The sequence below is a fragment of the Arthrobacter sp. TJ-263 genome (genome assembly GCF_058269155.1).
The window spans coordinates 1,761,378-1,785,660 of sequence record NZ_JBZCNE010000001.1; the positions used below are offsets into that span (position 1 = coordinate 1,761,378).

24 protein-coding genes and 2 riboswitches are annotated in these 24,283 nt (G+C 69.7%); of the genes, 19 read left to right on the forward strand and 5 right to left on the reverse strand.

The window, feature by feature from the left end:
- Window positions 1-263 precede the first annotated feature (263 nt).
- Complete coding sequence (locus AC4D2F_RS08355; RefSeq protein WP_490910148.1) at window positions 264-1,901, forward strand: hypothetical protein; 1,638 nt, start codon at window positions 264-266, stop codon at window positions 1,899-1,901.
- 47 nt (window positions 1,902-1,948) lie between these two features.
- Here AC4D2F_RS08355 and AC4D2F_RS08360 read toward each other — a convergent pair whose 3' ends face one another.
- Entirely contained in the window at window positions 1,949-2,410 is a 462-nt protein-coding gene (locus tag AC4D2F_RS08360) for a hypothetical protein (RefSeq protein ID WP_490910149.1), read from the reverse strand.
- Window positions 2,411-2,759: 349 nt separating this feature from the next.
- Between AC4D2F_RS08360 and AC4D2F_RS08365 the strand changes: the two genes are divergently transcribed.
- The 11 genes from AC4D2F_RS08365 to AC4D2F_RS08415 all read left to right on the forward strand — a co-directional run bounded on the left by AC4D2F_RS08365 (window position 2,760) and on the right by AC4D2F_RS08415 (window position 13,666).
- Window positions 2,760-4,103 carry a DUF2254 domain-containing protein gene (locus tag AC4D2F_RS08365; protein WP_490910150.1) on the forward strand — a complete coding sequence of 448 codons (1,344 nt, stop codon included), beginning with the start codon at window positions 2,760-2,762 and terminating at the stop codon, window positions 4,101-4,103.
- A gap of 85 nt (window positions 4,104-4,188) precedes the next feature.
- Entirely contained in the window at window positions 4,189-4,758 is a 570-nt protein-coding gene (locus tag AC4D2F_RS08370; RefSeq protein WP_104167951.1) for a cysteine hydrolase family protein, read from the forward strand.
- 201 nt (window positions 4,759-4,959) lie between these two features.
- Entirely contained in the window at window positions 4,960-5,085 is a 126-nt protein-coding gene (locus AC4D2F_RS08375; protein WP_490910151.1) for a hypothetical protein, read from the forward strand.
- 211 nt (window positions 5,086-5,296) lie between these two features.
- Window positions 5,297-6,274 (forward strand): ABC transporter substrate-binding protein, encoded by a 978-nt coding sequence (locus AC4D2F_RS08380; protein ID WP_104167950.1) that lies wholly within the window; start codon window positions 5,297-5,299, stop codon window positions 6,272-6,274.
- A 96-nt stretch (window positions 6,275-6,370) separates the two neighbouring features.
- A complete protein-coding gene (locus AC4D2F_RS08385; protein WP_219815715.1) occupies window positions 6,371-7,894 on the forward strand; it encodes a sugar ABC transporter ATP-binding protein in 1,524 nt (507 codons plus the stop codon).
- Window positions 7,891-8,922, forward strand: coding sequence for an ABC transporter permease (locus tag AC4D2F_RS08390; protein ID WP_104167949.1), 1,032 nt, complete (start codon window positions 7,891-7,893; stop codon window positions 8,920-8,922). The genes AC4D2F_RS08385 and AC4D2F_RS08390 overlap by 4 nt, the downstream gene beginning before the upstream one ends.
- Window positions 8,922-9,935: a galactofuranose ABC transporter, permease protein YjfF gene (gene yjfF / locus AC4D2F_RS08395; protein WP_490910152.1), complete on the forward strand. Its 1,014-nt coding sequence runs from the start codon at window positions 8,922-8,924 to the stop codon at window positions 9,933-9,935. Before AC4D2F_RS08390 ends, yjfF begins: the two co-directional genes overlap by 1 nt.
- A gap of 33 nt (window positions 9,936-9,968) precedes the next feature.
- Window positions 9,969-10,847 carry an aminodeoxychorismate lyase gene (locus AC4D2F_RS08400; RefSeq protein ID WP_490910154.1) on the forward strand — a complete coding sequence of 293 codons (879 nt, stop codon included), beginning with the start codon at window positions 9,969-9,971 and terminating at the stop codon, window positions 10,845-10,847.
- A 107-nt stretch (window positions 10,848-10,954) separates the two neighbouring features.
- A riboswitch (SAM riboswitch) is annotated at window positions 10,955-11,072 on the forward strand.
- Between the two features lie 170 nt (window positions 11,073-11,242).
- Complete coding sequence (locus AC4D2F_RS08405; protein ID WP_490910155.1) at window positions 11,243-12,157, forward strand: ABC transporter substrate-binding protein; 915 nt, start codon at window positions 11,243-11,245, stop codon at window positions 12,155-12,157.
- Window positions 12,158-12,167: 10 nt separating this feature from the next.
- Window positions 12,168-12,932, forward strand: a complete 765-nt coding sequence (locus AC4D2F_RS08410) for an amino acid ABC transporter permease (RefSeq protein ID WP_104167945.1) — start codon at window positions 12,168-12,170, stop codon at window positions 12,930-12,932.
- Window positions 12,929-13,666 carry an amino acid ABC transporter ATP-binding protein gene (locus AC4D2F_RS08415; protein ID WP_104167944.1) on the forward strand — a complete coding sequence of 246 codons (738 nt, stop codon included), beginning with the start codon at window positions 12,929-12,931 and terminating at the stop codon, window positions 13,664-13,666. Before AC4D2F_RS08410 ends, AC4D2F_RS08415 begins: the two co-directional genes overlap by 4 nt.
- A 113-nt stretch (window positions 13,667-13,779) precedes the next feature.
- Here the strand turns inward: AC4D2F_RS08415 and AC4D2F_RS08420 are convergent, their stop codons facing one another.
- The 3 genes from AC4D2F_RS08420 to AC4D2F_RS08430 are packed head-to-tail and all read right to left on the reverse strand — an operon-like array spanning window position 13,780 to window position 16,669.
- Window positions 13,780-14,577, reverse strand: coding sequence for an energy-coupling factor transporter transmembrane component T family protein (locus AC4D2F_RS08420; protein WP_490910156.1), 798 nt, complete (start codon window positions 14,575-14,577; stop codon window positions 13,780-13,782).
- The gene (locus AC4D2F_RS08425; RefSeq protein ID WP_490910157.1) at window positions 14,574-16,064 is read right to left on the reverse strand and encodes an ABC transporter ATP-binding protein; all 1,491 of its coding nucleotides are present in this window, start codon (window positions 16,062-16,064) and stop codon (window positions 14,574-14,576) included. Before AC4D2F_RS08425 ends, AC4D2F_RS08420 begins: the two co-directional genes overlap by 4 nt.
- Window positions 16,061-16,669 carry an ECF transporter S component gene (locus tag AC4D2F_RS08430; RefSeq protein ID WP_104167942.1) on the reverse strand — a complete coding sequence of 203 codons (609 nt, stop codon included), beginning with the start codon at window positions 16,667-16,669 and terminating at the stop codon, window positions 16,061-16,063. The genes AC4D2F_RS08425 and AC4D2F_RS08430 overlap by 4 nt, the downstream gene beginning before the upstream one ends.
- A gap of 47 nt (window positions 16,670-16,716) precedes the next feature.
- A riboswitch (TPP riboswitch) is annotated at window positions 16,717-16,841 on the reverse strand.
- Between the two features lie 137 nt (window positions 16,842-16,978).
- On the opposite strand from AC4D2F_RS08430, the gene AC4D2F_RS08435 reads away from it, so the two are divergent.
- Complete coding sequence (locus AC4D2F_RS08435) at window positions 16,979-17,239, forward strand: DUF4235 domain-containing protein (protein ID WP_104167941.1); 261 nt, start codon at window positions 16,979-16,981, stop codon at window positions 17,237-17,239.
- Between the two features lie 54 nt (window positions 17,240-17,293).
- Here the strand turns inward: AC4D2F_RS08435 and AC4D2F_RS08440 are convergent, their stop codons facing one another.
- Window positions 17,294-18,421 (reverse strand): FUSC family protein, encoded by a 1,128-nt coding sequence (locus tag AC4D2F_RS08440; protein WP_490910158.1) that lies wholly within the window; start codon window positions 18,419-18,421, stop codon window positions 17,294-17,296.
- 67 nt (window positions 18,422-18,488) lie between these two features.
- Between AC4D2F_RS08440 and AC4D2F_RS08445 the strand changes: the two genes are divergently transcribed.
- The 6 genes from AC4D2F_RS08445 to AC4D2F_RS08470 all read left to right on the forward strand — a co-directional run bounded on the left by AC4D2F_RS08445 (window position 18,489) and on the right by AC4D2F_RS08470 (window position 24,279).
- A complete protein-coding gene (locus AC4D2F_RS08445; protein ID WP_490910159.1) occupies window positions 18,489-19,136 on the forward strand; it encodes a 4a-hydroxytetrahydrobiopterin dehydratase in 648 nt (215 codons plus the stop codon).
- A 21-nt stretch (window positions 19,137-19,157) separates the two neighbouring features.
- Complete coding sequence (locus AC4D2F_RS08450) at window positions 19,158-20,729, forward strand: FAD-dependent monooxygenase (protein ID WP_490910160.1); 1,572 nt, start codon at window positions 19,158-19,160, stop codon at window positions 20,727-20,729.
- Window positions 20,726-21,067 carry a UBP-type zinc finger domain-containing protein gene (locus AC4D2F_RS08455; protein ID WP_490910161.1) on the forward strand — a complete coding sequence of 114 codons (342 nt, stop codon included), beginning with the start codon at window positions 20,726-20,728 and terminating at the stop codon, window positions 21,065-21,067. Before AC4D2F_RS08450 ends, AC4D2F_RS08455 begins: the two co-directional genes overlap by 4 nt.
- A gap of 132 nt (window positions 21,068-21,199) precedes the next feature.
- Window positions 21,200-22,492 (forward strand): glycosyltransferase 87 family protein, encoded by a 1,293-nt coding sequence (locus tag AC4D2F_RS08460; protein ID WP_104167936.1) that lies wholly within the window; start codon window positions 21,200-21,202, stop codon window positions 22,490-22,492.
- Between the two features lie 160 nt (window positions 22,493-22,652).
- Complete coding sequence (locus tag AC4D2F_RS08465; RefSeq protein ID WP_490910535.1) at window positions 22,653-23,009, forward strand: LexA family protein; 357 nt, start codon at window positions 22,653-22,655, stop codon at window positions 23,007-23,009.
- Window positions 23,002-24,279, forward strand: a complete 1,278-nt coding sequence (locus tag AC4D2F_RS08470; RefSeq protein WP_490910162.1) for a Y-family DNA polymerase — start codon at window positions 23,002-23,004, stop codon at window positions 24,277-24,279. Before AC4D2F_RS08465 ends, AC4D2F_RS08470 begins: the two co-directional genes overlap by 8 nt.
- Window positions 24,280-24,283: the final 4 nt, after the last annotated feature.

The window sequence follows — 24,283 nt, forward strand, 5'->3', positions numbered from 1 at the left end:
CGAGGAACAGGAGGTCGTGCACCACTGGCTTCCCTGACCGGCGCCATCTGCTCGAGATACGCTGCGCCGGCTGCTCCCTGGAGCGGAAGGGGAGGGGATAGAGTCGTGGCAGCCCCTGACGAAAGCAGACTCTGATCTTCCGCCGTACTGCACCCAGCATTGTCCCCCTGGCGATCGCGGTCCTCCTTGCGGCTGCCGGCTGCACCCCGGGAGGGCCTCCGGCGCCGACTGCTGCCGAGTCGGCGCCGGAGACCCTCCCCTCGGTGCTTCTTGCAGACCCTCAAGCCGGCGTGCGCCGTGTCCTGGCCGGCACTGAAGCGCAGTCGTCCGTCGCGATGAGCGGGATGCTGTTCGACACCAGCCCTGCAGCCGTGGTGTTCGCCCGTCAGTCGGAGACGGGACTCGATCTCACCGACGCCGACCTGACCGTGGCTTCGAGTGCTGCTGTAGGTCTGCAGGTCCCCCTGCTGGTCGTCGGGCCGGGCGGGTCCGACGGTGCGACGGTCGACGCCGAGCTCACCAGGCTCGGGGTCGAGACGGTCATCGGGTACGGTGACCCGGCAGCGGACTGGGCCGCCCTGATCGGACAGCGGGCCCTCGTCGTCGGCCCCACCGAGGCGGCCGCCTTCGATGGCGTCCTCGATGTATCGACCACACCCGAGGCCGTACCGGAAAGCGACGTCGCCGCCTCGATCGGGGGGCTGAGTGCGGACGACGCACGCCTGCTCACGCTGGAACCCGCCCCGGCAGCAACGCCGACCCCATCGGACCCCGGACCGGCGACACCCGGTCCCGCGTCCACGACCTCCACCGACTCGGTGCTGTCGGACACCGCCACTGCAGCGCGGGTCCCACCCTTCACGCCCGCCGGTGAGCCGATCGATGCGCTGGTCCTGGCGACCCCGTCCTCGGCGCCGGCGCCTCTTGCGACAGCCCGGGCTGCCGGAATCGACGTCGAACTGGTCGCGGACGCGGACCCACGGTCCACCAGCACGGCCGTGGACGCCGTGCGGTCCCGCGCCGACGGTGCAGTACTTGCGGTCGGCGCCGCTTTCGGCGCGCAGGAGGTCTTCGCGCAGCGGGTCCAGGTGGCGGCAACAGCCCCTCAGTTGCCGGGAGGTGGCCAGACCGTCTTCCCCGGCCGCCGTATGGTGGCCCTGTACGGGCACCCCAGCGGACCGTCCCTCGGGGCGCTGGGGGAACAGGGCATCGACGAGACGATCGCCCGGGTCAAGGGTCTTGCTGCCCGGTACCAGCCGTTCAGTGACGAGCCAGTCGTCCCCGCCCTCGACCTCATTGCCACGATCGCCAGCGCGGAACCCGGTACCGACGGCGACTACTCGAGCGAGACCCCGATCGACGTCCTTCGGCCCTGGGTCGATGCCGCCGAGGAACAGGGCGTGTACGTCGTCCTCGACCTGCAATCCGGACGATCCGACTTCCTGTCCCAGGCCAGGCTGTACGAGGAACTCCTCGCCCGCCCGACCGTCGGTCTCGCCCTGGACCCCGAATGGCGGCTCCTGCCCGGCGAGCGGCCACTCCAGCAGATCGGCAGCGTCAGCGCTGCCGAGATCAATGCCACCACTGCCTGGCTCGCGGACCTCACACGGGACCGGGCCCTGCCCCAGAAGCTCGTGATGGTCCACCAGTTCCGGATCGACATGATCAGCGATCGTGCGGATCTCGACGTCTCACGCAGCGAACTGGCGGTGACGCTGCACGCCGACGGCCACGGGACGCCCGGGCAGAAACTCGACACCTGGTCCGCGCTGCAGGGCGTCTCTCCCGCAGGGACGTGGCCGTCGTGGAAGAACTTCCACGACGAGGACCAGCCCATGCTGACGCCCGAGCAGACCTACTCGCTCGTCGACCCGAAGCCGTGGCTGGTGACCTACCAGTAAGCGGCCCTGGACCCGCGGTGCCGGAGAGTCGACCGCGGGTCCGGTGCTCAATCAGGGAGATACGGTTCGTACTGGTCGAGGGTGCCGTCGAGCACCGGCACGTCGAGTGTGACGGATTCCGACGGCGTCGTCAGGGTGATCTCCGTCAGCGCGCCGGGGGGCTCCTCGACGGTGCTGAGGATCTCTTCATTGGTGTCCAGCGGGTACTGACCGTTCGCCGGCACGGTTACCTCCACCTGATCGTCCGCGTCGCTGACCGTGACCTCGACGGCGGCGGAGGACTCGTTGTCGAGCGTCCCCAGGAGGCGGCCGGGCATCCCTTCTTCTGCAGAGACGACGAGCATGCTGCGCAGTTTCACGACCCCGACCTGCCCGTCCTCGCCGGTGGCGATCGCGTCCCTGGTTTCCTCGGGAGTGCTGCAGCCGGTCACCGCCAATACGGCGATCACTGTCAGGGCGGCTGAACCCCGGGCCAGGGACTGGCGACGACCGTGCTGGATGCGGTGCATGAGAGCTCCTTCGGATGTGGCCAGGCGTTCCTGGCATGCAGTGGATGACCCGCAGGAGAGTGGAGGAAGGATGCGTATCTCTTCCGATGAATCCGTCGTGGATGGGGATCGACGTCTCTTGCCCGGTCTCAGGAGCCGCGGGTGCGTGTTGCGCTCCGAGCAATCGTAAGCAGGCTGTCTTTACGTGATCAAGCAGCGGGGCTGTCGTCCGCCGAACCGTTGCGGAATCGCAACGACCCTGGATCCGGGTTCGCCCAGGGAGTAGCTGCCCGTGTCGGCAAGGATCAAGTGGGCAGCCGGCCACCGACGTGCCATCGGCTCAGGGTGCGGGTAGGCCAGAATGAGCGGCATGGATACGAGCAAAGAGTCCGTGCGTGAGTCCCTGCGTGTCCAGCTGTGGCCCGTTCCCCTGATCGCCGTCATCATCGCGCTCGTCCTGGGACAGGCTCTTCCGTACCTCGATCGGCAGTTAGACGACAGCATGCCGCCGGTGGTGTCCGGGATCCTGTTCGGCGGGGGGCCCGAAGCGGCGCGGTCACTGCTGGAGACGATCGCCAGTTCCACCATCACCGTCACGTCGCTGACCTTCTCACTGACGGTCGTCACGTTGCAGCTTGCGAGCAGCCAGTTCTCCCCGCGCCTCCTGCGCACCTTCACACGGGACCGTTTCGTCCACAACACACTCGCCCTGTTCCTTGCGACGTTCGTCTTCGCTCTCACGGTGCTGCGCAGTATCCGGGTGGAAACCAGTGCCGGGCCGGCGTTCGTCCCCGAGATCGCCGTGACCACGGCCTTCGCGCTGACCATCAGCAGCGTCGTCGGCCTCGTCCTCTTCCTGGCCTACCTGGCACGGCAGATCCGCGTCGAGACCATGTTGCGTGATGTGCATCGTGAGACCGACAAGACCCTCGAACGGGTTTTTCCGGAGCACGACTCACGAAGGCCGAGCGTCCGGACGCCGGAAGGCCGGCCGGATGCGGTCCGCGCGCCGTCCTCGGGTTTCCTCACCCGCATCGACACCGGAGCCCTGCTGTCGGCTGCAGCGCGACTCGACGCCTTCGTGTCCGTCGACGTGGCACCCGGAGCCTCCCTCGTCGCCGGAGTACCGGTCGCCCGGGTGTGGGATGCGCAGGCGGTTCCACTCGACGGCGACCGACTGGCGGAGCTGACCGAGGCGGTGTCCCGGTCGCTGAGAACCGACTTCGAGCGCACCTCCACGCAGGACCCGTCGTTCGGCCTGCAACAACTCCTCGATGTCACCGACAAGGCTCTCTCGCCCGGCGTCAACGACCCCACGACCGCCGTCCATGCACTCAGTCACATCTCCGCGATCCTGTGCTCCCTCACCGATCGGACCACCGGGCCCGTCACGCTCTACGACTCGAACGATCGGGCCCGACTGAACCTCACACTTCCTTCCTTCGCCCAGCTCCTCGATCTCGTCATGGACCAACTCATCACCTACGCCTTCACGGACCCTCGAACAGCGGGTCGGAGCATCGCCATGCTGTCCGAGATCACGATCAGCGCATCCCAGGCCGGAACGCTGCCGACACATACGTCGGCCCTGAGCGGACATCAGGCGCGCGTCCGGACGGCGGTCGAAGCGTCGACGCTCGATGCGGTGATTCGCGCCGATCTCGCCTCCCAGCTGAACGACGTCGAACGGCAGCATCGTCGGCCAGGCGCTTGATCGGCCGTGCTGCTGCGTACCCGTCGCGCGGGCCCGGGAATCCCGTGCACCCCCGTTCGGACGTGCCGAGTGCTACTGTCCATCGATGAGCACACCTCGAATCCACCTGGATCGACCCGCGCTCCTGGTGATCGACGTCCAGCAGGGCTTCGATGACTCCGCGTTCTGGGGCGAGAGGGACAACCCCGCGTGCGAGGACAACATCGCCGCGCTGGTCACGCACTGGCGCCGCCAGGACTGGCCCGTGGTCTTCGTCCAGCACGACTCCGACAACCCGGACTCGCCCCTGTCCCCCTCCCGGCCCGGTCACGCCTTCAAGGACATACTCACGGGGACCCCCGACCTCCTCGTCCACAAGAGTGTGAACTCGAGCTTCTACGGGACCCCGGATCTGCACGGGTGGCTGCAGGCCGAGGACATCGCGCAGGTCGTCATCTGCGGGATCACCACCAACCACTGCTGTGAGACCACGGCCCGCATGGCCGGCAACCTCGGTTACGACACCTACTTCGCCATCGACGCAACGCACACCTTCGATCGAAGGACACCGGACGGAGACCCTGTCCCTGCCGAGACACTCTCGATCGTGACGGCGACGAACCTCCACGACGAGTTCGCCACGGTACTGACCACGTCAGCACTCCTCGACCACTGAGACACCTCCTCGGACTCCCTCCCCTGACAGCGCTGCACCTGATCAGGCACACTCCACAGGCCACCGGCGCCCCCTTCTTCCGGGCGGATGTCAATCGGATCCTGCCGGTACCGCTGACCCGTCCGAGAGGCGGACGATGAACAGGTCAGACTGCGGCAGCCCACGGCGGGCCGCGGACCCGTTCGGCTGAAAGTGGACTCTATGGCGGACAGCGGTGGAATGGCCGACAAGGCCGAAGACTATGCACAGGACAATCCCGAGAAGGTGGACCAGGCCGAGGACAAGGCCAGGGAGACCCTCGACGGGAAGGACGGCGATCAAAAGTAACTGATCCCCTACCGAGGCCGGGCCGCGATCGAGCGGCCCGGCCTTCTTGCTGCCGGAGCGGCCCCGTCCGCGTCGAATCGCCGACGAATGGTGGTCCCGATCCCTTGACCCGCCTTTTGTTACCGTTCACAATTGCCGCAGGGCTCCCCGCCCATGCAGCAACGACGGTGCAGATACCCCTTGCTGTGGTTCCGATTCCAAGGAGGCAGCAGTGTTCAGGAAATCCTTCGTGGCGGTCATCGCCGCTACAACCCTCGCCCTCACCGCCTGCGGCGGTCAGTCCGAAGCCGGCGGAGAGGGCGGTTCCGATGACACCATCACCATGGGCTTCGCCCAGGTCGGCGCCGAGAGCGGCTGGCGTACCGCCAACACCAAGTCGGTCCAGGAAGCCGCGGAAGCGGCGGGCGTCGACCTCAAGTTCTCCGACGCGCAGCAGAAGCAGGAGAACCAGATCAAGGCGATCCGGTCCTACATCCAGCAGCAGGTGGACGTCATCGCCTTCTCCCCGGTGGTCGAATCGGGCTGGGACACCGTCCTGAAGGAAGCCAAGGACGCGGACATCCCCGTGATCCTCACCGACCGGGCGGTCGACTCCACCGACACCTCGCTGTACAGGACCTTCCTCGGCTCGGACTTCGTCGAGGAGGGCAAGAAGGCCGGGGAATGGCTCGTCGAGGACTCGGCCTCGACCGAGGGCCCGGTGAACATCGTGGAACTGCAGGGCACCACGGGGGCGGCTCCGGCCATCGACCGGAAGGAAGGATTCGAGGCGGCCATCGCGGCCGATCCCGACCTCGAGATCGTCCAGTCGCAGACCGGCGACTTCACCCGGAGCGGCGGCAAGCAGGTGATGGAGGCGTTCCTGAAGAACACCCCCGACATCGACGTGGTCTATGCCCACAACGACGACATGGGGCTGGGCGCCATCGAGGCCATCGAGGCCGCAGGGAAGGTGCCCGGCAAGGACATCAAGATCATCACCGTGGACGCCGTGAAGGACGGCATGACCGCTCTCGCGGAGGGGAAGATCAACTTCATCGTCGAGTGCAACCCGCTCCTCGGCGATCAGCTCATGGACCTGGCTGCCAAGGTGGTCGCGGGCGAGGAGGTCCCGGCCCGCGTGGTGACCGAGGAGACCACCTTCACGCCCGAGCAGGCCAAGGAAGCCCTCCCGAGCCGCGAGTACTAGGAACCGGACGCGGCCGCCCGCGAGGACGGCCGCGTCACCAGGAGAGAGGGATGCGGCGGGCCCGGCCCGCCGCATCCGGAGCACAGGAGGCAGGACATGGGCGGGACCGCTCCCGTGGTGGACATGCAGGGCATCTCCATCGCCTTCCCGGGCGTGAGAGCGCTCGACGGCGTCGACTTCCGGCTGTTCCCCGGGGAGGTCCACGCCCTCCTGGGCGAGAACGGCGCCGGGAAGTCCACCCTCATCAAGGCCCTGACGGGGGTCTACGCGATCGACGACGGCACCATCACCGTGCTGGGGGCCCGGACGAGCTTCGGCACGCCGGCCGAGGCGCAGGCGTCCGGGATCAGCACGGTCTACCAGGAGGTGAACCTCTGCCCCAACCTCTCCGTCGAGGAGAACATCCTGCTCGGCCGCGAACCGCGCAGGCGCGGCGCCATCCACTGGCGGGAGGTCCGCCGGAAGGCGGAGGAGGTCCTCGACCAGCTGCAGCTGGGGCACATCGACCCTCGCTCCGTCCTGTCCTCGCACTCCATCGCCATCCAGCAGCTCGTGGCCATCGCGCGTGCCATGCAGATCGAGGCAAGGGTGCTCATCCTCGACGAGCCCACCTCCAGCCTCGACGCCGACGAGGTGCAGCAGCTGTTCTCGGTCATCCGCACGCTGCGGGACCGGGGCGTCGCCATCCTCTTCGTCTCCCACTTCCTCGAGCAGGTGTACGAGGTCTCGGACCGCATGACGGTGCTCCGCAACGGCAGGCTGGTGGGCGAGTACCTGACGGCCGAACTGCCGCGCATGGGCCTGATCTCCAAGATGATCGGCAAGGAACTGGACGCCCTGGCCGAGCTCGAGGAGGCCGAGAGCCGACGGCAGCCGGACCGCACGGACCAGACGCTGTTCCTGCAGGCGGAGGGCCTGGGCAGGAAGGGCTCGGTCCAGGAGGTGACCTTCACCGTCCACGACGGCGAGATCCTCGGCCTCGCCGGCCTGCTCGGGTCCGGCCGCACCGAGACGGCGAGGCTGCTCTTCGGTGCCGACAGGGCCGATCAGGGACAGCTGACCATCCGCGGCACGAGCCGCGCCCTGCGCAGCCCCCGGTCCGCCATCGATCGGGGCATCGCGTTCTCCTCCGAGAACCGCAAGGAGGAGGGACTGATCGGCGATCTGTCCGTCCGCGACAACCTGATCCTGGCGCTGCAGGCAGGCAAGGGCTGGTGGCGGCGCGTCCCGCGTGCCACCCAGGACGAGCTGGCGGATCGGTACATCAAGGCCCTCGACATCCGCCCGTCCGGCAAGGACACGCTCATCCGGGATCTCAGCGGAGGCAACCAGCAGAAAGTGCTGCTGGCGCGCTGGCTCATCACCGATCCGCGCCTGCTCATCCTGGACGAACCGACCCGGGGCATCGACATCGGCGCCAAGACCCAGATCCAGAAACTCATCAGCAGCCTCGCAGCGGACGGCATGTCCGTCATCTTCATCTCGGCCGAGCTCGAGGAAGTGCTGCGGATCAGCGACCGGATCGCCGTCCTCAAGGACCGGCGGATGGTCGCGGACATACCCAACGACAACATCACCATGGAAGACGTCATGACGGTCATCGCGGGAACGAACGCATGAGTGCGCTGCTGAGGCACCGCCTCACCTGGCCCGTCCTCGCCCTCGTCCTCCTGCTCCTGCTGAATCAGCTCTTCCGTGCGGACTTCCTCTCGGTCCGGGTGCAGGACGGCCACCTCTACGGCAGCCTGATCGACATCCTCCGCAACGGAGCACCCACCATCCTGATCGCCCTCGGCATGACGCTCGTTATCGCCTCGCGGGGCATCGACCTGTCGGTGGGGGCGGTCGCGGCCATCGCCGGTGCCGTCTCCTGCATGTACATCTACAGCTCCCCCGAACCGGCCTCCCTGCAGACCGCCGCGACCGGGGTGGCGATCGCCGTCGTCGCGGGCCTCGCCCTCGGGGCGTGGAACGGTTTCCTGGTCTCGGTCATCGGGATCCAGCCGATCATCGCCACCCTCGTGCTCATGACCGCAGGCCGCGGACTGGCCCAGCTGGTCACCGACGGCCAGATCATCTCCGTGTCCAACGACTCCTACCAGGCGATCGGTGCCGGATACTTCCTGGGCCTGCCCATCTCGATCCTCATCGCGGCAGCCGCCTTCGGGATCACCGGCCTGCTGACGCGCCGGACGGCCCTCGGCACGCTCATCGAGTCGGTGGGCATCAATCCGGTGGCGAGCAGGCTTTCAGGGCTCGACGCGCGGACCATCACCTGGACCGTCTACGTCTTCAGCGGGCTGTGCGCGGCGGTCGCCGGCCTCATGATCAGCTCCAACGTCACGGCGGCGGACGCCAACAACGCCGGCCTGTACATCGAGATGGACGCCATCCTCGCCGTCGTCATCGGCGGCACCTCGCTGGCCGGGGGCCGGTACAGCCTGGTCGGCACCCTCGTCGGGGCGCTGATCATCCAGACCCTCACCACCACCGTCTACACGCTCGGCGTCCCGCCCGAAGCCACCCTGGTCTTCAAGGCGCTCGTCGTGATCATCGTGTGCCTCCTGCAGTCCAGCAGGGCGCGCACCCTCCTCAGCCGACGACGGCGGCCCGTGACCGAGCCGTCCCGACCGAAGGTGGCCGCCTGATGTCCGTGCTCACCCGCACCCCGGCACCGCTCGACCGCCCCCGCATGACCCGGCTGCGGGGCAAGGCGCGGTACGCCCCCACCCTCGCGACGATGGGCCTCTTCCTCGCCATGTTCGCCGCCGGCGCGGTCATGTACCCGGGGTTCCTGTCCGGGCAGGTCTTCCTCAACCTCCTGATCGACAACACGTTCCTGATCGTCCTCGCCGTCGGCATGACGTTCGTGATCCTCACCGGAGGCATCGACCTCTCCGTCGGGTCCGTCGTCGCGCTGTCCATGATGATCGCCGCCGCCCTCCTCCAGGCCGGCTGGAACCCCGCCGCGGTCATCGCCCTCGTCCTCCTGACCGGTGCCACCTTCGGCCTGCTCATGGGACTCGTGATCCAGGTCTTCGAGATCCAGCCCTTCATCGTCACCCTTGCGGGCCTGTTCCTGGCGCGGGGCCTCTGCTACGTCATCAGCGTCGATTCCATCACCGTGACCGACCCCTTCTTCACCTCCATGGCGCAGGCGAGGATCCCGCTGGTGGGGAGGCTGTTCGTCTCCCCCGGCGTCGTGATCGCCCTCGTCGTGGTCGCCGTCGCGTTCTACGTGCTGCATCAGACGCGGTTCGGGCGGACCGTGTACGCGATCGGTGGCGGAGAGTCCTCGGCGCTGCTCATGGGCCTCGCCGTCCCGCGCACCAAGGTCCTCGTGTACGGGATCAGCGGACTGTGCTCCTCGATCGCCGGGATCCTCTTCTCGTTCTACAGCCTCTCGGGCTACAGCCTGGCGGCCACCGGGCTGGAACTCGACGCCATCGCGGCGGTCGTGGTGGGCGGGACGCTGCTGACGGGAGGCTACGGGTACGTGCTCGGCTCCCTCACGGGGGTGCTCGTGCTCGGTATCGTCCAGACGTTCATCTCCTACGAGGGCACGCTGAGCTCCTGGTGGACGCGCATAGTGATCGGCGCCCTGCTCCTCGTCTTCATCCTGCTGCAGAAACTCTTCACCCGGAAGGTCAGACTCACCTGAGGCCGCGGGGTTCCGGCGGCTACGCTGTGGCCCATGACTGTTCTCGTGTTCCTGGACCCGGCCCATGACGACGGCAGGGTGGCCGACGCGTCCCAGCCGCAGCTGATGGCCACCGACCTCGGCGCCACCCGCGGGGACGGCCTCTTCGAATCCCTGCTCGCCGTCGACGGAGCCCCCCGCAAGGAGCAGGCGCACCTGGCGCGCCTCGCGGCGTCGGCCGACGCCCTGGATCTGACCGTGCCCGACGCCGAGGCGTGGAGCCGCGCGATCCGCACCGGCCTGCGCGAGTTCGCGGCAGCGGAACCGGACCAGGGACACGCCGTCGTGAAGCTGGTCGCCACGCGCGGCGTCGAGGGCGCCGGGCGGGCCACGGCCTGGGTGCAGGTTTCCCGCGTGCCCGAGGCCACCCTCCGGCAGCGCGAGACGGGCCTGAAGGTCCTCTTCCTCGAGCGCGGGTACGACAGCACCGTCGCCCAGCGCGCGCCCTGGCTGCTCCTGGGGGCGAAGACCCTCTCCTACGCCGTCAACATGGCCGCCGTCCGCTACGCGAAGGCGCACGGGGCGGACGACGTCATCTTCACCTCCTCCGACGGCAAGGTGCTGGAAGGCCCGACGTCGACCGTCCTCCTCGCCTACGACCGCGACGGCCGGAAGACCCTCCTCACGCCGCAGCTCGAGAGCGGGATCCTCGCTGGGACCTCACAGAGCGCGCTGTTCGCCGCGGCGAAGGACCAGGGGTGGGAGCTCGGCTACGGACCGCTGGAACCGCACCACCTGCTCGAGGCCGACGCCGTGTGGCTGATCTCGAGTATCCGGCTCCTCGCGCCGGTGCTCTCGCTGGACGGCCAGGACCTCCGCACCTCGAGCGCGCTGACCGCCGAACTCACCGACCTCGTGGACCGCTTCGTGTAATCTCCGCCACAAAACGGCCCCTGAAGGCCCTTCTGCTACGTCAAGCGTCGGTTTTCGGCCCTCTCGTTTTGACCCGGTGCTTCGTGCTGCCCTAGCGTTTTGCCTGCAATCAAGAGTTCCAGCCCTCGGCCCTGGCCGGCTGGACAGCAACCCTCTCCCGTAGTGGGGTGCTCCAGGTGAAGATTCGGCCGCCGGGACAAGTCCCCCGGTTGGCAAGTACGGCGTCGTGCGGCCTGTCCCGGACCATTCCTCCGTGACGGCACCCGCACCCGCGCACATCCCAGAACAGTGAGCGTGTCACCCAGCAGCCTGTCCCCTCCTCGCCGTGACCCGGCGTCCCCCGCACCATCCCCGTTCCCCGCGCCTCCATCCGGGCCGGCACCTCGAAGGACATCATGAACATCTCCCGCAAGGTCCTGGCGGCATTCGCCGTCCCCTTCCTCGCCTTGACCGTCTCCTGCGGCAGCGGCAGCAGCGAGCCCACCGAGACCACGGACGCCCTGGCCGGCAGCGACCAGCAGTCGCTCGACCAGTACACGACCGAGACCACGACGCCGATCGACGAGATCGACACGGCCGAGCTCGGCCTCGTCACCGACGGCACGCTGCGCGTCGGCACGCTCTCGGACGCCCCGCCGAACATCTTCCTCGAGGACGGCGTCTTCACCGGCTACGACAACGAGCTGCTGCGCGCCATCGGCGACAAGCTGGGCCTGGAGGTCGAGTTCGCGTCCACGGACTTCTCCGCGCTCCTCGCCCAGGTGCAGAACAAGCAGTTCGACGTCGGATCCTCCTCGATCTCCACCACCGCGGAGCGCCGCGAGAACGTGGGCTTCACCAACGGCTACGACTTCGGCTACATGGCCGTCGTCACGAAGAACGGCTCCTCGGTCACAGGCTTCGACTCGCTCTCGGAGAGCACCCGCATCGGCGTGGTCCAGGGCACCGTCCAGGACGACTACGTCTCCAACACCCTCGGTCTCGAGCCGGTGCGCTTCCCCGACTACAACACCGTCTACGCGAACGTGAAGAACGGGCAGGTGGACGCCTGGGTGGCCCCGTCGCAGCAGGCCACCGGTCAGGTGAAGGAGGGCGACGACACGACGATCGCCGAGACCATCATCAACACCGAGAACTTCACCGCGTACGCCGTGAACAGCGACAACCAGCCGCTCATCGACGCCCTCAATGCGGGCCTCGACGCCGTCGTCGCCGACGGCACGTGGACCGAGCTCACCGAGGAGTGGTACCCGGACCGCGAGATGCCCTCCGACTGGAAGCCCGGCAGCAAAGCCGTGGAAGTAAAGTAGCGGTCCCTGCATGGATGCCCTCGAACAGCTCGGGAAGACGTTCTTCGACTGGGAGGCGATGGCGGCTGTCCTGCCGGACCTCCTGACCGTCGGCCTGCCGAACACCATCATGCTCGCCCTGGCGTCGGGGATCATCGGGACGATCGTCGGGATGATCCTCGCCGTCATGGGGATCTCACGCAACCGCGTGCTGCGGTGGATCGCCCGCGTCTACACGGACATCTTCCGCGGGCTACCCGCCGTCGTGATCATCCTGCTCATCGGCCTCGGGCTCGGCCCGATCCTCCGGGAGATCACGGGCAGCACGAGCCCGTACCCGCTGGGCATCCTCGCCCTCTCGCTGATCGCCTCGGCCTACATCGGTGAGATCTTCCGCTCCGGCATCCAGAGCGTGGAGAAGGGACAGCTGGAGGCGTCGCGTGCCCTCGGCTTCAGCTACAGCTCGTCGATGCAGCTCGTCGTGATCCCCCAGGGCGTGCGGCGCGTGCTGCCGGCCCTGGTGAACCAGTTCATCTCGCTCATCAAGGAGTCCTCGCTCATCTACTTCATCGGCCTCGTGGCCAGTGAGCGCGAACTCTTCCGGGTGGGCAACGACGCCGCTAGCAACACCGGCAACCTGTCACCGCTCATCGCTGCCGGCGTGCTCTACCTGTGCCTGACCATCCCGCTCACGCACCTGGTCAACTTCATCGACAACCGGCTGCGCGTGGGCAGGAAGCAGAAGCCCGAACCGGATGAACTGGCCGCAAGGATCGGCGAAGGAGCGAAGGCGTGAAGACACAAGAATCAGGGACCCTGACGGGCAGGAACCTGCACCTGTCCTTCGGCTCCAACCACGTGCTGCGGGGGATCGACCTGCACGTGGAGCAGGGCACGACGGCGTCGGTCATCGGCCCCTCCGGGTCCGGCAAGTCCACCCTCCTGCGCGTCCTGAACCGGCTGATCGAACCTGATCAGGGGGACATCCTGCTGGACGGCCGGTCCGTCCTGAAGGACAACCCGGACGAGCTGCGCCGGCGCATCGGCATGGTGTTCCAGCAGTTCAACCTGTTCCCGCACAAGAGCGTGCTGGACAACGTCTCGCTGGCCCTGCGCAAGCTCCGGAAGATGTCGGCGGACGAGGCGCGGAGCAAGGCCCTCGCCCAACTGGACCTCGTGGGACTGAAGCACAAGGCCGACGTGCGCCCCGGCAACCTCTCGGGCGGGCAGCAGCAGCGTGTCGCGATCGCCCGCGCGCTGGCCATGGACCCCGAGGTCATGTTCTTCGACGAGGCCACCTCCGCCCTGGACCCCGAGCTCGTCAAGGGCGTCCTGGCGCTCATGGCGGACCTCGCGACGGCGGGCATGACCATGGTCGTGGTCACCCACGAGATGGGCTTCTCGCGCAACGTCTCGGACACCGTGACGTTCATGGACGGCGGCGTCGTGGTGGAGTCCGGCCCCCCGGCCGCGATCTTCGACGACGCCCAGACGCCCCGCCTGAGGTCGTTCCTCTCGGACGTGCTCTAGGCACCTCGTCCCACCTGGTCGACCGGCACCGGGGGTCCGCTCCAGCGGGCCCCCGGTTCCGTGTCCGGGGACTTCCGGTCCGGGATCGGGCCCCGGCGATCGAGCCCCGGCGATCACGACAGGATGAAGTTCCAGGTCCCGGCGAGCACGGCCGCCGTCGTCGCCCCCGCCGCGATGACGAGTCCGACGCCGGCCACGCCGACGTCGAGCGCCGTGAACGTGCTCGTCCGCGCCCAGGTGCGCGTCCCGCCGCCGAAGCCGCGCGCCTCCATGGCCGTCGCCAGGCGGGTGGCACGCCGGATGGCCTGCACGATCAGGCCGAACGACTGCCCCAGCAGGTTCCGGGTCCGGGCGACGAGCGAGCCGTCCGAACCGATGCCGCGGGCGTGCCGCGCGAGCCCGAGCATCTCCCACTGCTCCACGAGCAGGCCCACGAGCCGCAGCGACGCCAGCGCCCCGAGGACGAAGCGGTGCGGGAGATGGAGTTTCTGCGCCAGCGCGTCCGCCAGGTCGGTGGGGTCCGTGGTCAGGAGGATGAAGACCCCCGGCAGGGCGAGCGCCAGCCCGCGCAGCCCGACGGCGATCCCCGCGGCGACGGAGCCCTCGGTGAACAGGAACGGCCCGACGTCGAGCAGCACGCCGCCGGTCTTCTCGGCGAGCAGCGCCGTCCCGTAGGCACCGAGCAGGGCGGCGACCAGCAGGGGCCAGATCCGCCGGGCGAGCCCGACCACGCTGATGCCCAGCAGCGGCATGAGGGCGAGCTCGCAGCCGAGGACCACCGCGGCGCTGACCCAGTCGATGCTCGCCAGGAGCGCGAGGGTGATGACGACGGCGGCGAACAGCTTGGACACCGGGTTCGCCCGCAGGAGGGTCCGGCCGGTGAGGACCGGCGTCAGGTGGTCGCCGCTCACGGGGACACCAGCCGTCCCGCCCCGCCCGCGACGTGCAGGGTCGCGCCGCCGAGGGCCGCGATGAAGTCGGCGTCGTGGGTGACGGAGACGACCGCGACGCCGTCCTCGATCAGCTCCCGCAGGAGCGTCACGAGTTCGGCCCAGGTGAGGGCGTCCTGGCCGAACGTCGGCTCGTCGAGGACCAGGATGCGCGGCTCCGTGGCGAGCATCGTCGCCACGGACAGGCGCCGCTTCTCCCCGCCGGACAGCGTGAACGGGTTGGCGCCCAGCAGGTGGGTGAGCCGCAGCCGCTCCGCGATCTCCCCGGTGCGGCGGGGGTCCGCGGTGCCGCCGACCCTCCGCGGCCCGAACGCGAGCTCCTCCCCCACGCTCGGGGTGAGGAACTGGTGCTCGGGTTCCTGGAAGACGGTGCCGATGCGCTGCACGAGCTGCGCCGAGCGCCAGCGGAAGGGATCGGTTCCCGCGGCACCGGCGAGCTCCGGTGATGCCTCGAGCCGTCCCGCGCGGGGGCGCAGCAGGCCGCCGAGCGTGAGGGCGGCCGTGGACTTCCCGGCGCCGTTGGGCCCGGTGACGCTCAGCGCCTGCCCGGCGCGGACGTCCAGCGCGAGGTGTTCGACGGCGGCCGGGCCCCGCTTCGTCCGCGCGACCGTGAGGTCCCGCGCGGACAGCAGCACCTCCCCGCCGCCGCCGGGTACGGGCCCGCCGACGGCGGGCAGCCGGCCCGGGACCCACACGCCCGCCTCCGCGAGCCGGGCGCGCGTGCCCTCCTGGCCCAGGACCGCGCCCGGGGCGCCGTCGGCGAGGACGCCTCCGGCGGCGTCGAGCACGATCACGCGGTCGACGACGTCCGCCCAGACGGCGACCCGGTGTTCGACGACGACGAGCGTCGCGCCCGTGCGGTCGAGGACGCGGACGACGGCGTCCCGGACCTCCAGCACCCCGTCGGGGTCGAGGTTCGCGGTCGGCTCGTCGAGCAGGAGCAGGCCCGGCTCCATGGCGAGCACCGCGGCGAGGGCGAGGCGCTGCTTCTGGCCGCCCGAGAGCGCCGTGGTGGGGTGGTCGAGCGGGAGGTCGAGCCCGACGTCGTCGAGCGCGCGGTGCACCCGCTGCCAGATCTCCTCCCGCGGCACCGCGAGGTTCTCGGCGGCGAACGCCACCTCGTCGCCGACGCGCGCGAGGACCACCTGGGTCTCCGGGTCCTGCAGCACCAGGCCGGCGCGGCCGCGGGCATCGGCGGGGCGGATGCCGTCGAGCAGGAGTGCGCCCTCCTGCTCGCCCTCGTCCTGGCTGCCGAGCAGTCCCGCCAGCCCGTGCAGCACGGTGGACTTGCCGGCACCGGACGCGCCGAGGAGCAGGACGCGCTCACCGGCCCGGAGGTCGAGGTCGAGGTGGCGGGCGGCGAAGGCCTTCCGGCCGGCGTGGCGCCAGCCCCATCCCCGGGCGCTGACGGAGGCAGCTCCCGGGGACGGCGCCTGCGCTGGTGTCACACGTCCGCCGTGCGGCCGGCGGCGAAGGAGGACAGCACGCCCGTCCTCGCGAGTCCGCGCATGGCCAGCCAGGACAGCAGGCCGGCGATGACGACGCCGGAGAGCCCGGCGAACACGGTGTACAGGAGCTTGAACTCGAAGCTCCAGAGCGCGTTGTAGAGGATGTTCTCACTGATCGCCAGCGCCAGGCCCGCGCCGAGTCCGGCGAGGAGGGCGACCGGCAGGTTCCACCTCCGGTAGAGGAAGAGCAGGAACACGAGTTCGGCCCCTGCTCCCTGGATGGCGCCGGAGATGAGGACGCCGATACCCCACTGGGTGCCGATCAGGGCGGAGACCGCCGCGGCGAGGACCTCGCAGTAGATCGCGGCGCCCGGTTTCCGGATGATCAGCCCGCCGAGCACGCCGGCGATGAGCCAGCCGCCGGAATACAGGCCCGCGAGCGGCGGGAAGCCGGCGGTGAGCACGCTGATGCCCGAATAGCCCGCGGACCAGACGAAGAACAGCACGCCGACGGCGACGGCGATGACCGAGGCCACCACGATGTCGACGACGCGCCACTGGCCGGTGCGGGGAGAAAGGCCCTTCAGGGCCGTCGATGATGCCATGCTGATTCCTCCTGGGTTGCAGGAGGGGAGGGTGCACGGTTGCCGGACACCCTGAGAACTCGACTCCCTTCGCCGGTACTAACCGGATCAGGTTCGAGGGTCTGCGGCGGTCCGCACTCTCAGCGCCCGGTCCGGCAGCATGCTGCGGATCGGCGCTCCCCTGTCGTGTGTTGCTTGAGCGCTCCCGATCCTACACCGGCGGATCGGGATGCCGCCTGCCGGTCTTCGCCGCTCCGCGACCCGCACCCGCAGAGCGAGCGGAGCCCGACTAGGCTAGCTGCAGGACTATTCGGATGAGAAGGAGAAACCATGACTGTGGTGTTCAAGTTGCTCGGTGTCGGCATGAGCGTCGGCGCGGGCTTCGTAGGGACGAAGCTCGTCGACTTCCTGTGGGAGAAGATCACCGGTGAGGCGCCGCCCAAGAGCAAGGACGGCCTGGAGAACACGCTCCGCTCCGCGCTGGTGTTCGCCATCATCTCGGGTGCGGTCAGCACCACCATCCAGGTGCTGACCAACCGGTCCACGCAGAAGGCCATCGAGCGGTTCGCCAAGACCCGCGATCTCACCTGAGCCGCATGGGATCGGGGAAGGGCGCTCTTCGGGGCGCCCTTCCCCGCGTCCGGGTCAGGACTGCGCCGTGCTGCGCAACTCCGGCTTGACGGTCTGCAGGATGCGGTGCAGGTTCATGCCGATCGCGGCGGCCGACCCGAAGGGGACGGTCTCGGACGAGGACTCGTAGGCCGCGGTCTCGAGGACCTTCAGGATCCGCTCGGCCTCGCCGAGGGCCTCGTCGTCGTTCTCGTCGACCGTCCACAGGTCCAGCACGTTCCCGGTCGCGGTGAAGGCCGCCTGCAGGGGCACGCGGACCGACTCCGGGAGGGGTTGCTCGGTCGCCGTCCCGTGGAGACCGTCCTGCAGCATGTTGGTGATGTTCAGGGTGTGCGAGGCGACGATCTCCAGGACCTCGACGTGGCGGTAGTCGCCGCGCAGGTCCCGGGGGTGGAAGCGCCGCCGGACGTTGCCCTTCCGGCTCTCGTTCGCGTACTGGAGGGCGCTCCGCGCGTTCCGGACGGACGCCGTGAGGGCGTCGCGGCGTTCCGCCCACCGCGGGTCGTCCCCCGCCCAGTCCTCCTCGAGCGCCTCGCCCATCTCCTGGAGCTGGCGTGCCGCCGTCCTGCGCAGGCTGCTCATCCGGCCGACCGCGTCATTGAGGTGGAGCGGGGGCAGGATGAGCGCACTGACCGCGAGGCCCACGCCCACGCCCACGAGGGTCTGGACCAGATACCCCAGCGAGTACCCCAGGTTCTCGTTCCCGATGACGAGCACGAACAATCCCGCGGAGGCGATGCCCGACCCGCCGCCGGCCGTTCTCTTGAGCACCCCGCTGAGGAGCACGCCGATCCCGACGACGAAGGCGATGGTCAGCCAGTTCGGATCTCCCGCCCACACCGCGACGTACGCGAGGAGGATCCCGATCGTGAGCCCGATGACGGTCTGCAGGCCGAGCTTGACGGTGCCGGCCACCGTCGGGTAGATCGCCAGCAGGGCACCCAGCGGGGCGTAGTACGGGTACTCTGCGGGCGTCCCGGGAATGGCCTGGGCGATCGTCCAGGCGAGTGACGCGGCGAGGGCCGCCTTGGCCGCCAGGAGGAGCTGCGGGTTGACCACGGCGGCCCGCAGCCGCTCCCTGAGGTCGCCGTCGAAGCGGGTGGCGAGCACGCCGAGGCCCGGGTGGATCCTGAGGGTGGGCATCCTGCAGTATGGCAGCCCAACCTTGGAGTCCCTTCTCCCGGATGCGGTCACGCGGCATACTGGCCGCATGACCCTCCTCACCACGCAGCAGATCCTCGATGCCGGCCTGGTTGACTGGCGCAAGCTCGCGCAGGCACTGCACGCCCGCTTCCTGACGCGCGACTTCGCCTCGGGCCTCGCGCTCGTCTCGGCCATCGGCGAACTCGCGGAGGACGCAGGCCACCACCCCGACGTCGTCCTGACGTACCCGCACGTCGACGTGAAGCTCCTGAGCCATGACGCGTCCGGGGTGACGGAGCGGGACGTGGACCTCGCCCGCCGGATCAGCGCAGCCGCCGCCGAGCGGGGCGTCGCAGCCGATCCCGCGGCGCCCGCCGTCGTCGAGCTCGCCCTCGACACGGCCGACGTGGCCGCCATCGGTCCGTTCTGGGCGGCCCTGCTGGCCGGCGACGCCGGCGCGGTGGACGGGGACGACGTCGCGGACCCGGGAGGGCGGGTGCCGCTCCTGTGGTTCCAGCACACGGATGCGCACGAGACCCCGCGGCAGCGCTTCCACCTCGATGTGTGGGTGCCGCACGACGCCGCGGACGTTCGCATCGCCGCCGCCGTCGCCGCCGGGGGCACCGTGGTCGATGACGACGCGGCGCCAGCCTTCACGGTGCTGGCGGACGCCGAGGGCAACCGGGCGTGTGTCTGCACCATGCTCGAACGCTGAACGGATCACCGGGAGACGACCATGACGCACGAGGGCGCAGCTCAGGAGAACGTCGACGTGCTCGTGGTCGGCGCGGGTCCCACGGGCCTGATGCTGGCGAACTGGCTGGTGAAGCTGGGGGTGCGCATCGCGGTGGTCGACGGCAAGGACGGACCGACCGTGGAGTCCCGGGCCCTCGGGGTGCATTCACGGTCGATGGAGATCTACGACCAGCTCGGCGTCGTCGACCGCGTGCTGGCCGAGGCCGTGCGCGTGCAGTCCATCCGGCAGGGCTTCGAGCATGCCTCCTTCGCGGCCGTCCCGCTCGCGAGGCTGGGCCGGGGCATCACGCCGTACCCCGGCATCTACATCCTGGAGCAGAGCGCCAACGAGCGCATCCTCGGCGACAACCTGCGCGCACTCGGTGGATCCGTGCGGTGGCGGCACCGGCTGTCCTCCCTGGAGCAGGCCGACGGCGGCGTCCACGCCGTCGTCGACGGTCCTGACGGGTCCTCGACGATCCGCGCGCGCTTCGCCGTCGGCTGCGACGGGGCGTCCTCCACCGTCCGGTCCCTGTGCGGCACGGCCTTCGAGGGGACGACCAGCCGGCAGAGCTTCTACCTCGTGGACGCGGTGGGCGTCGGCGGGCTGATCCCCGCGTCCATCAATGTCCGCCTGGGCGCCACCGCATTCCTCCTCGCGTTCCCCATGCGGCCCGCCGATGACGGCAGGACCGGGCAGCGCCTGATCGGTATCGCCGGCGATGACGACGCCCCGGCCATCACCGAGGACTTCGCACGCCGCCGCATGGCCGAGGTCTTCGGCGTCACGTACGAGGATTCCCGCTGGATCTCCACCTACCGTGTGCACCACCGGATCGCAGCGCACTTCCGGACCGGCGCGGTGTTCCTCGCCGGCGACGCGGCCCACGTCCATTCCCCGGTCGGCGCGCAGGGCATGAACACGGGGCTCCAGGACGCCCACAACCTCGCGTTCAAGCTCGACGACGTCGTGTCCGGGCGTGCCCCCGAGCCACTCCTCGACCGCTACGAGGCCGAGCGCCGGCCGGTGGCCGTGCGCCTCCTGCAGACGACGGACACCGTCTTCCGCGGGGTCACGTCCACGTCGGGGACGGCGGTCCTGGTGCGCCGCTTCGTGCCGCGGGTGGTGGTACCCGTCGCGGTCGCCGTCCTGCCCCGCCTGCCGATCGGCCGTCGCCTCGCAGGGTACCTCGGCCAGGTGCGCATCCACTACCGCATGGACGGTTCTCCCCCGGGCCGGCGGGGCCGCCGCGACGCCGTCGTCGGCCGCCGCCTGCCCTGGACCGGTGACAACGTCGAGGCGCTCCGGTCCTCCACCTGGCAACTGCACCTGTACGCGGCGGACGACGCTGCGGCGCGGGAAGCCGGCGTCGCGGCCGACGAGTTGGGACTCCCCCTCCACACGTTTGCAGCGACCGGATCCACTCCGCTCAGGGCAGGCCTGCTCTACCTCGTGCGACCCGACGGGTTCGTGGCCGCCGCGGCCGCGCCCGCGGAGGCGGTTCCCGCCTTCGAAGCGATGCGGGCGTACTCCCCCACTGCCCGTCCGGTCGAGAAGGAAGGACGATCATGACGGACGCCATCGATACGAGCGCGGTCCCCTCCGGCACCGGCTGCAGGGAGTGCGACGCCGCAGGCGGCTGGTGGGTCCACCTGCGCCGGTGCGCCGCCTGCGGGCAGGTGGGGTGCTGCGACAGTTCCCCGTCCCGGCACGCTTCCGCGCATGCGGCAGCGGCGGAGCACCCGGTGGCCACGTCCTTCGAGCCGGGCGAGGACTGGTTCTGGGACTACCGGACGCAGGAGTTCGTCGACGGCCCGGCACTGGCCGAGCCCACCAGCCGCCCGGCGGACCAGCCGGTGCCCGGACCGGCAGGGCGCGTCCCTGCGGACTGGCGAAGCCGCCTGCGCTGACCGCCTGGTCCTCGGGCCGCTCGTCGGCTCGACCTCCTCGGGTGATGGCCCGCGTGCGACTCCTCCTCCAGGCCGACGCGGACCGGCTGCTATCGTGGTGCAGCCCGGTCGTTATCAGCAGGAAGCCCCCCCATGACCCCGCCACGCCCGGACCTCACCGCACGGTGGGCCCGGAGATCCTCGGTGCTCGCGGTCTTCACCGCAGTCCACATCCTCTCCTTCGCCCTGCTCCTTCCCCGGATCATCGCCGGCGAGACCTACGGCGATGTGATCCTGTACCGCCACTGGGCGTTCCACGGCTTCAGCACAGGCATCTGGCTGGGAATCGATGATGCCTGGGTGTACCCGGCCGCCGCCATGCTCCCGATGATCGTGTCCGGCCTGCTCGGGCACCAGCTCTACATGCTCGGGTGGTTCCTGCTGTGCCTGGTGCTCAACCTGACCGCCGTGCTGGCACTGCTGACCAGCAGCTCCACGCGCTACGGGTGGCAGGCCGCCTATCTCTGGATGTCCCTCACCGCGATCCTCGGGCCGGTCGCCTTCTCCCGCGTGGACGGTGTCACGGGCCCTCTCGTCGTCGTCGGGCTGGTCCTCGCGGCCGCGTACCCGGTCGTCGCGTCCTCCGTCCTGTCGCTGGCGACCTGGATCAAGGTCTGGCCCGCAGCGGCCGTGCTGGCGCTGCTCATGACGGCGAAGGCGAGGGTGCGGGTCCTCCTTGCAGGCCTCCTGGTGTCCGGGGTGATCGTCGGAACCGCCGCGTCCAGGGGTGGAGTCGGAAACGTCTTCGGCTTCCTGTCGACGCAGGGCGAGCGGGGGATGCAGCTCGAGGCACCCCTCGCGACACCCGGCCTCTGGCAGGCGATTCTCGCCGGCGCGACCACCGTGGAGTTCAACGCCGAGATCCACACCCTGGAGATCCGCGGCTCCCTCGCGGAACCCCTGGCCGCCTGGATGGACGCCTTCCTGTGCCTCGCGGTGGCGTCCATCGCCCTGCTCATGGTGGCCGCGCTGAAGAAAGGAGCCGACCGTGCTGAGCTTCTCGCCACCGGCACCCTCGCCGTCGTCGGCGCCCTGATCGTCTTCAACAAGGTAGGTTCCCCCCAGTTCATGATCTGGCTGGTCGCCGTGGTCTCGGTGGGCGTCGCCCTGAACGGCCGTCGATGGATCGTCCCGAGCGCCCTGATGGTCCTGATCGCCGTCCTGACCACCCTCGTGTACCCGATCTTCTACACCCAGCTCCATGAGGCGCTGGACCCCGGCGTCGCGCTACTCCTCTCGGCACGCAACCTTCTCGTCGTCGTCGTCTTCGCATGGGCTGTGCGGCAGCTCCGACTGCTCCGGAACAACGTGCCCGGGACAGCACCCCTGACCCCGCTGAGCCATGGGCCCGGCGGCGTCGGTGGCAGCGTCGGTGGCACCGCCTAGGCTTCGAAGACGGGCACGGTCCCGACGGGCCGGCGACGCGTCGGCGGGCAACCGACGGCGGGCAGCCGACGGCGGGACGACGGCGGGGAGGAGCAGGGAGATGGATGGTTCCGGGGCGGCGCTGGGCCGACCGGTCGGCAGGGCCGAGGACGGCTCGCTCATGCCGTCGGGATACGCCTCTCCCGCACAGGACTGGTTCGAGGACCGGATCGACCTCAACCGGCACCTCATCAGGGACATCACGAGCACGTACATCGTCCGGGTGTCCGGGAACGCCATGGACGGCGCCGGGATCTCCGACGGCGACGAGCTGATCGTCGACCGCGCCCTGCGCCCGCGGGACGGCTCGGTGGTCATCGCCGTGCTCGACGGCGAGCTCGTCATCCGGCGGATCCGCATCGCATCCTCCGGGGTGTCGCTCGTCGCCGCGAGCCCGGACCACCGGCCCATCCCCGTCCCCGATCCCGATTCCCTGGTGATCTGGGGCGTCGCCACCCGGTGCCTGCACCGTGTCTGAGCGCGGCAGCAGTATCGCGCTCGTCGACGTCAACAACTTCTACGTCTCCGCCGAGCGGGCGTTCGACCCGTCGCTCGACGGCCGCCCCCTCGTGGTGCTCTCGAACAACGACGGCTGCGTGATCACGCGGAGTCCGGAGGCGAAGGCCCTCGGCATCACGATGGGCACGCCGTGGTTCAGTATCGCCGGCCAGGCGCGCGCGTGGGGCCTGCAGGTGCGCTCGAGCAACTACGAACTCTACGGCGATCTGAGCGCCCGCGTCATGGAGCTGCTCGGCCGCTACACCGGGAACCTCGAGATCTACAGCATCGACGAGGCCTTCCTGACCCTCTCCGGGCCGCTGGAAGCCCAGCGGCGCGCCGGCACGGAGATCAGGGCCGCTGTACGCCGCAACGTCGGGCTGCCCGTGTGCGTGGGGATCGCGCCGACCAAGACCCTGGCCAAGCTCGCCAACCGCTGGGCCAAGGGCAATCCGGAGTTCGACGGCGTATGTCATTGGGGCCTCGTCCCCGAGGAGAACCGGCGCTCCCTGCTCCGGCGGCTCGCGGTCTCGGACGTCTGGGGCGTCGGGGCGAAGAACGCCCGGAGACTGGGCGCGATCGGGATCGACTCGGCATGGGACCTCGCTGCCGCGGACCCCGTGGCCATCCGCAAGCGCTTCTCGGTGGTGCTGATGCGGACCGTCCTGGAACTACAGGGCACCCCCTGCATCACGGGACGCGAGTCCACCGGCAACGAGCAGGTCCTCTACTCCCGGTCCTTCGGGACGCCGGTGAGTACCCGGGACGCGATGCACCAGGCCCTCAGCGTCTACGCGCAGGGCGCTGCCTCCCGCCTGGCCAGGAAGCACCTGCAGGGGCGGGTCATCACGGCCTTCGCTGCCACGTCTCCCTTCGGCGACGGCCGGAAGAGCACACCCACGATCTGCGTCCCCCTTCCCGCGCATACGGCGGATCCCCTCGAACTGTCGCGTGCCGCGGACACGCTCCTGCCCCTCATCGAGGAGGGCGTGCCGTACATCCGCGCTGGCGTGACCGTCACCGACCTCCGGCCCGCGGGCGCCCAGGACACGCTGCTGCCCGCTGACGGCCCGGTACTCACGGACACGGGGCCTCTCCTGCAGGACGTCGGCCGGCGCTTCGGGCGCTCGGCCATCGGACTCGGGCACGCCGGGCTGAAGGCCGGGTCCGACTGGACCATGAAGCGGGACATGCTCTCGCCCCACTACACGACGAAGTGGTCGGAGTTGCCCGTCGTCAGGGCCCGCTAGATGC

Excerpts from the sequence above, each read along its gene's own strand:
- AC4D2F_RS08360 (WP_490910149.1), bottom strand. The coding sequence starts at position 2,410 with ATGCACCGCATCCAGCACGGTCGTCGCCAGTCCCTGGCCCGGGGTTCA.
- AC4D2F_RS08365 (WP_490910150.1), top strand. The coding sequence starts at position 2,760 with ATGGATACGAGCAAAGAGTCCGTGCGTGAGTCCCTGCGTGTCCAGCTG.
- AC4D2F_RS08370 (WP_104167951.1), top strand. The coding sequence starts at position 4,189 with ATGAGCACACCTCGAATCCACCTGGATCGACCCGCGCTCCTGGTGATC.
- AC4D2F_RS08375 (WP_490910151.1), top strand. The coding sequence starts at position 4,960 with ATGGCGGACAGCGGTGGAATGGCCGACAAGGCCGAAGACTATGCACAG.
- AC4D2F_RS08385 (WP_219815715.1), top strand. The coding sequence starts at position 6,371 with ATGGGCGGGACCGCTCCCGTGGTGGACATGCAGGGCATCTCCATCGCC.
- AC4D2F_RS08390 (WP_104167949.1), top strand. The coding sequence starts at position 7,891 with ATGAGTGCGCTGCTGAGGCACCGCCTCACCTGGCCCGTCCTCGCCCTC.
- yjfF (WP_490910152.1), top strand. The coding sequence starts at position 8,922 with ATGTCCGTGCTCACCCGCACCCCGGCACCGCTCGACCGCCCCCGCATG.
- AC4D2F_RS08400 (WP_490910154.1), top strand. The coding sequence starts at position 9,969 with ATGACTGTTCTCGTGTTCCTGGACCCGGCCCATGACGACGGCAGGGTG.
- AC4D2F_RS08405 (WP_490910155.1), top strand. The coding sequence starts at position 11,243 with ATGAACATCTCCCGCAAGGTCCTGGCGGCATTCGCCGTCCCCTTCCTC.
- AC4D2F_RS08410 (WP_104167945.1), top strand. The coding sequence starts at position 12,168 with ATGGATGCCCTCGAACAGCTCGGGAAGACGTTCTTCGACTGGGAGGCG.
- AC4D2F_RS08430 (WP_104167942.1), bottom strand. The coding sequence starts at position 16,669 with ATGGCATCATCGACGGCCCTGAAGGGCCTTTCTCCCCGCACCGGCCAG.
- AC4D2F_RS08435 (WP_104167941.1), top strand. The coding sequence starts at position 16,979 with ATGACTGTGGTGTTCAAGTTGCTCGGTGTCGGCATGAGCGTCGGCGCG.
- AC4D2F_RS08440 (WP_490910158.1), bottom strand. The coding sequence starts at position 18,421 with ATGCCCACCCTCAGGATCCACCCGGGCCTCGGCGTGCTCGCCACCCGC.
- AC4D2F_RS08445 (WP_490910159.1), top strand. The coding sequence starts at position 18,489 with ATGACCCTCCTCACCACGCAGCAGATCCTCGATGCCGGCCTGGTTGAC.
- AC4D2F_RS08450 (WP_490910160.1), top strand. The coding sequence starts at position 19,158 with ATGACGCACGAGGGCGCAGCTCAGGAGAACGTCGACGTGCTCGTGGTC.
- AC4D2F_RS08455 (WP_490910161.1), top strand. The coding sequence starts at position 20,726 with ATGACGGACGCCATCGATACGAGCGCGGTCCCCTCCGGCACCGGCTGC.
- AC4D2F_RS08460 (WP_104167936.1), top strand. The coding sequence starts at position 21,200 with ATGACCCCGCCACGCCCGGACCTCACCGCACGGTGGGCCCGGAGATCC.
- AC4D2F_RS08465 (WP_490910535.1), top strand. The coding sequence starts at position 22,653 with ATGCCGTCGGGATACGCCTCTCCCGCACAGGACTGGTTCGAGGACCGG.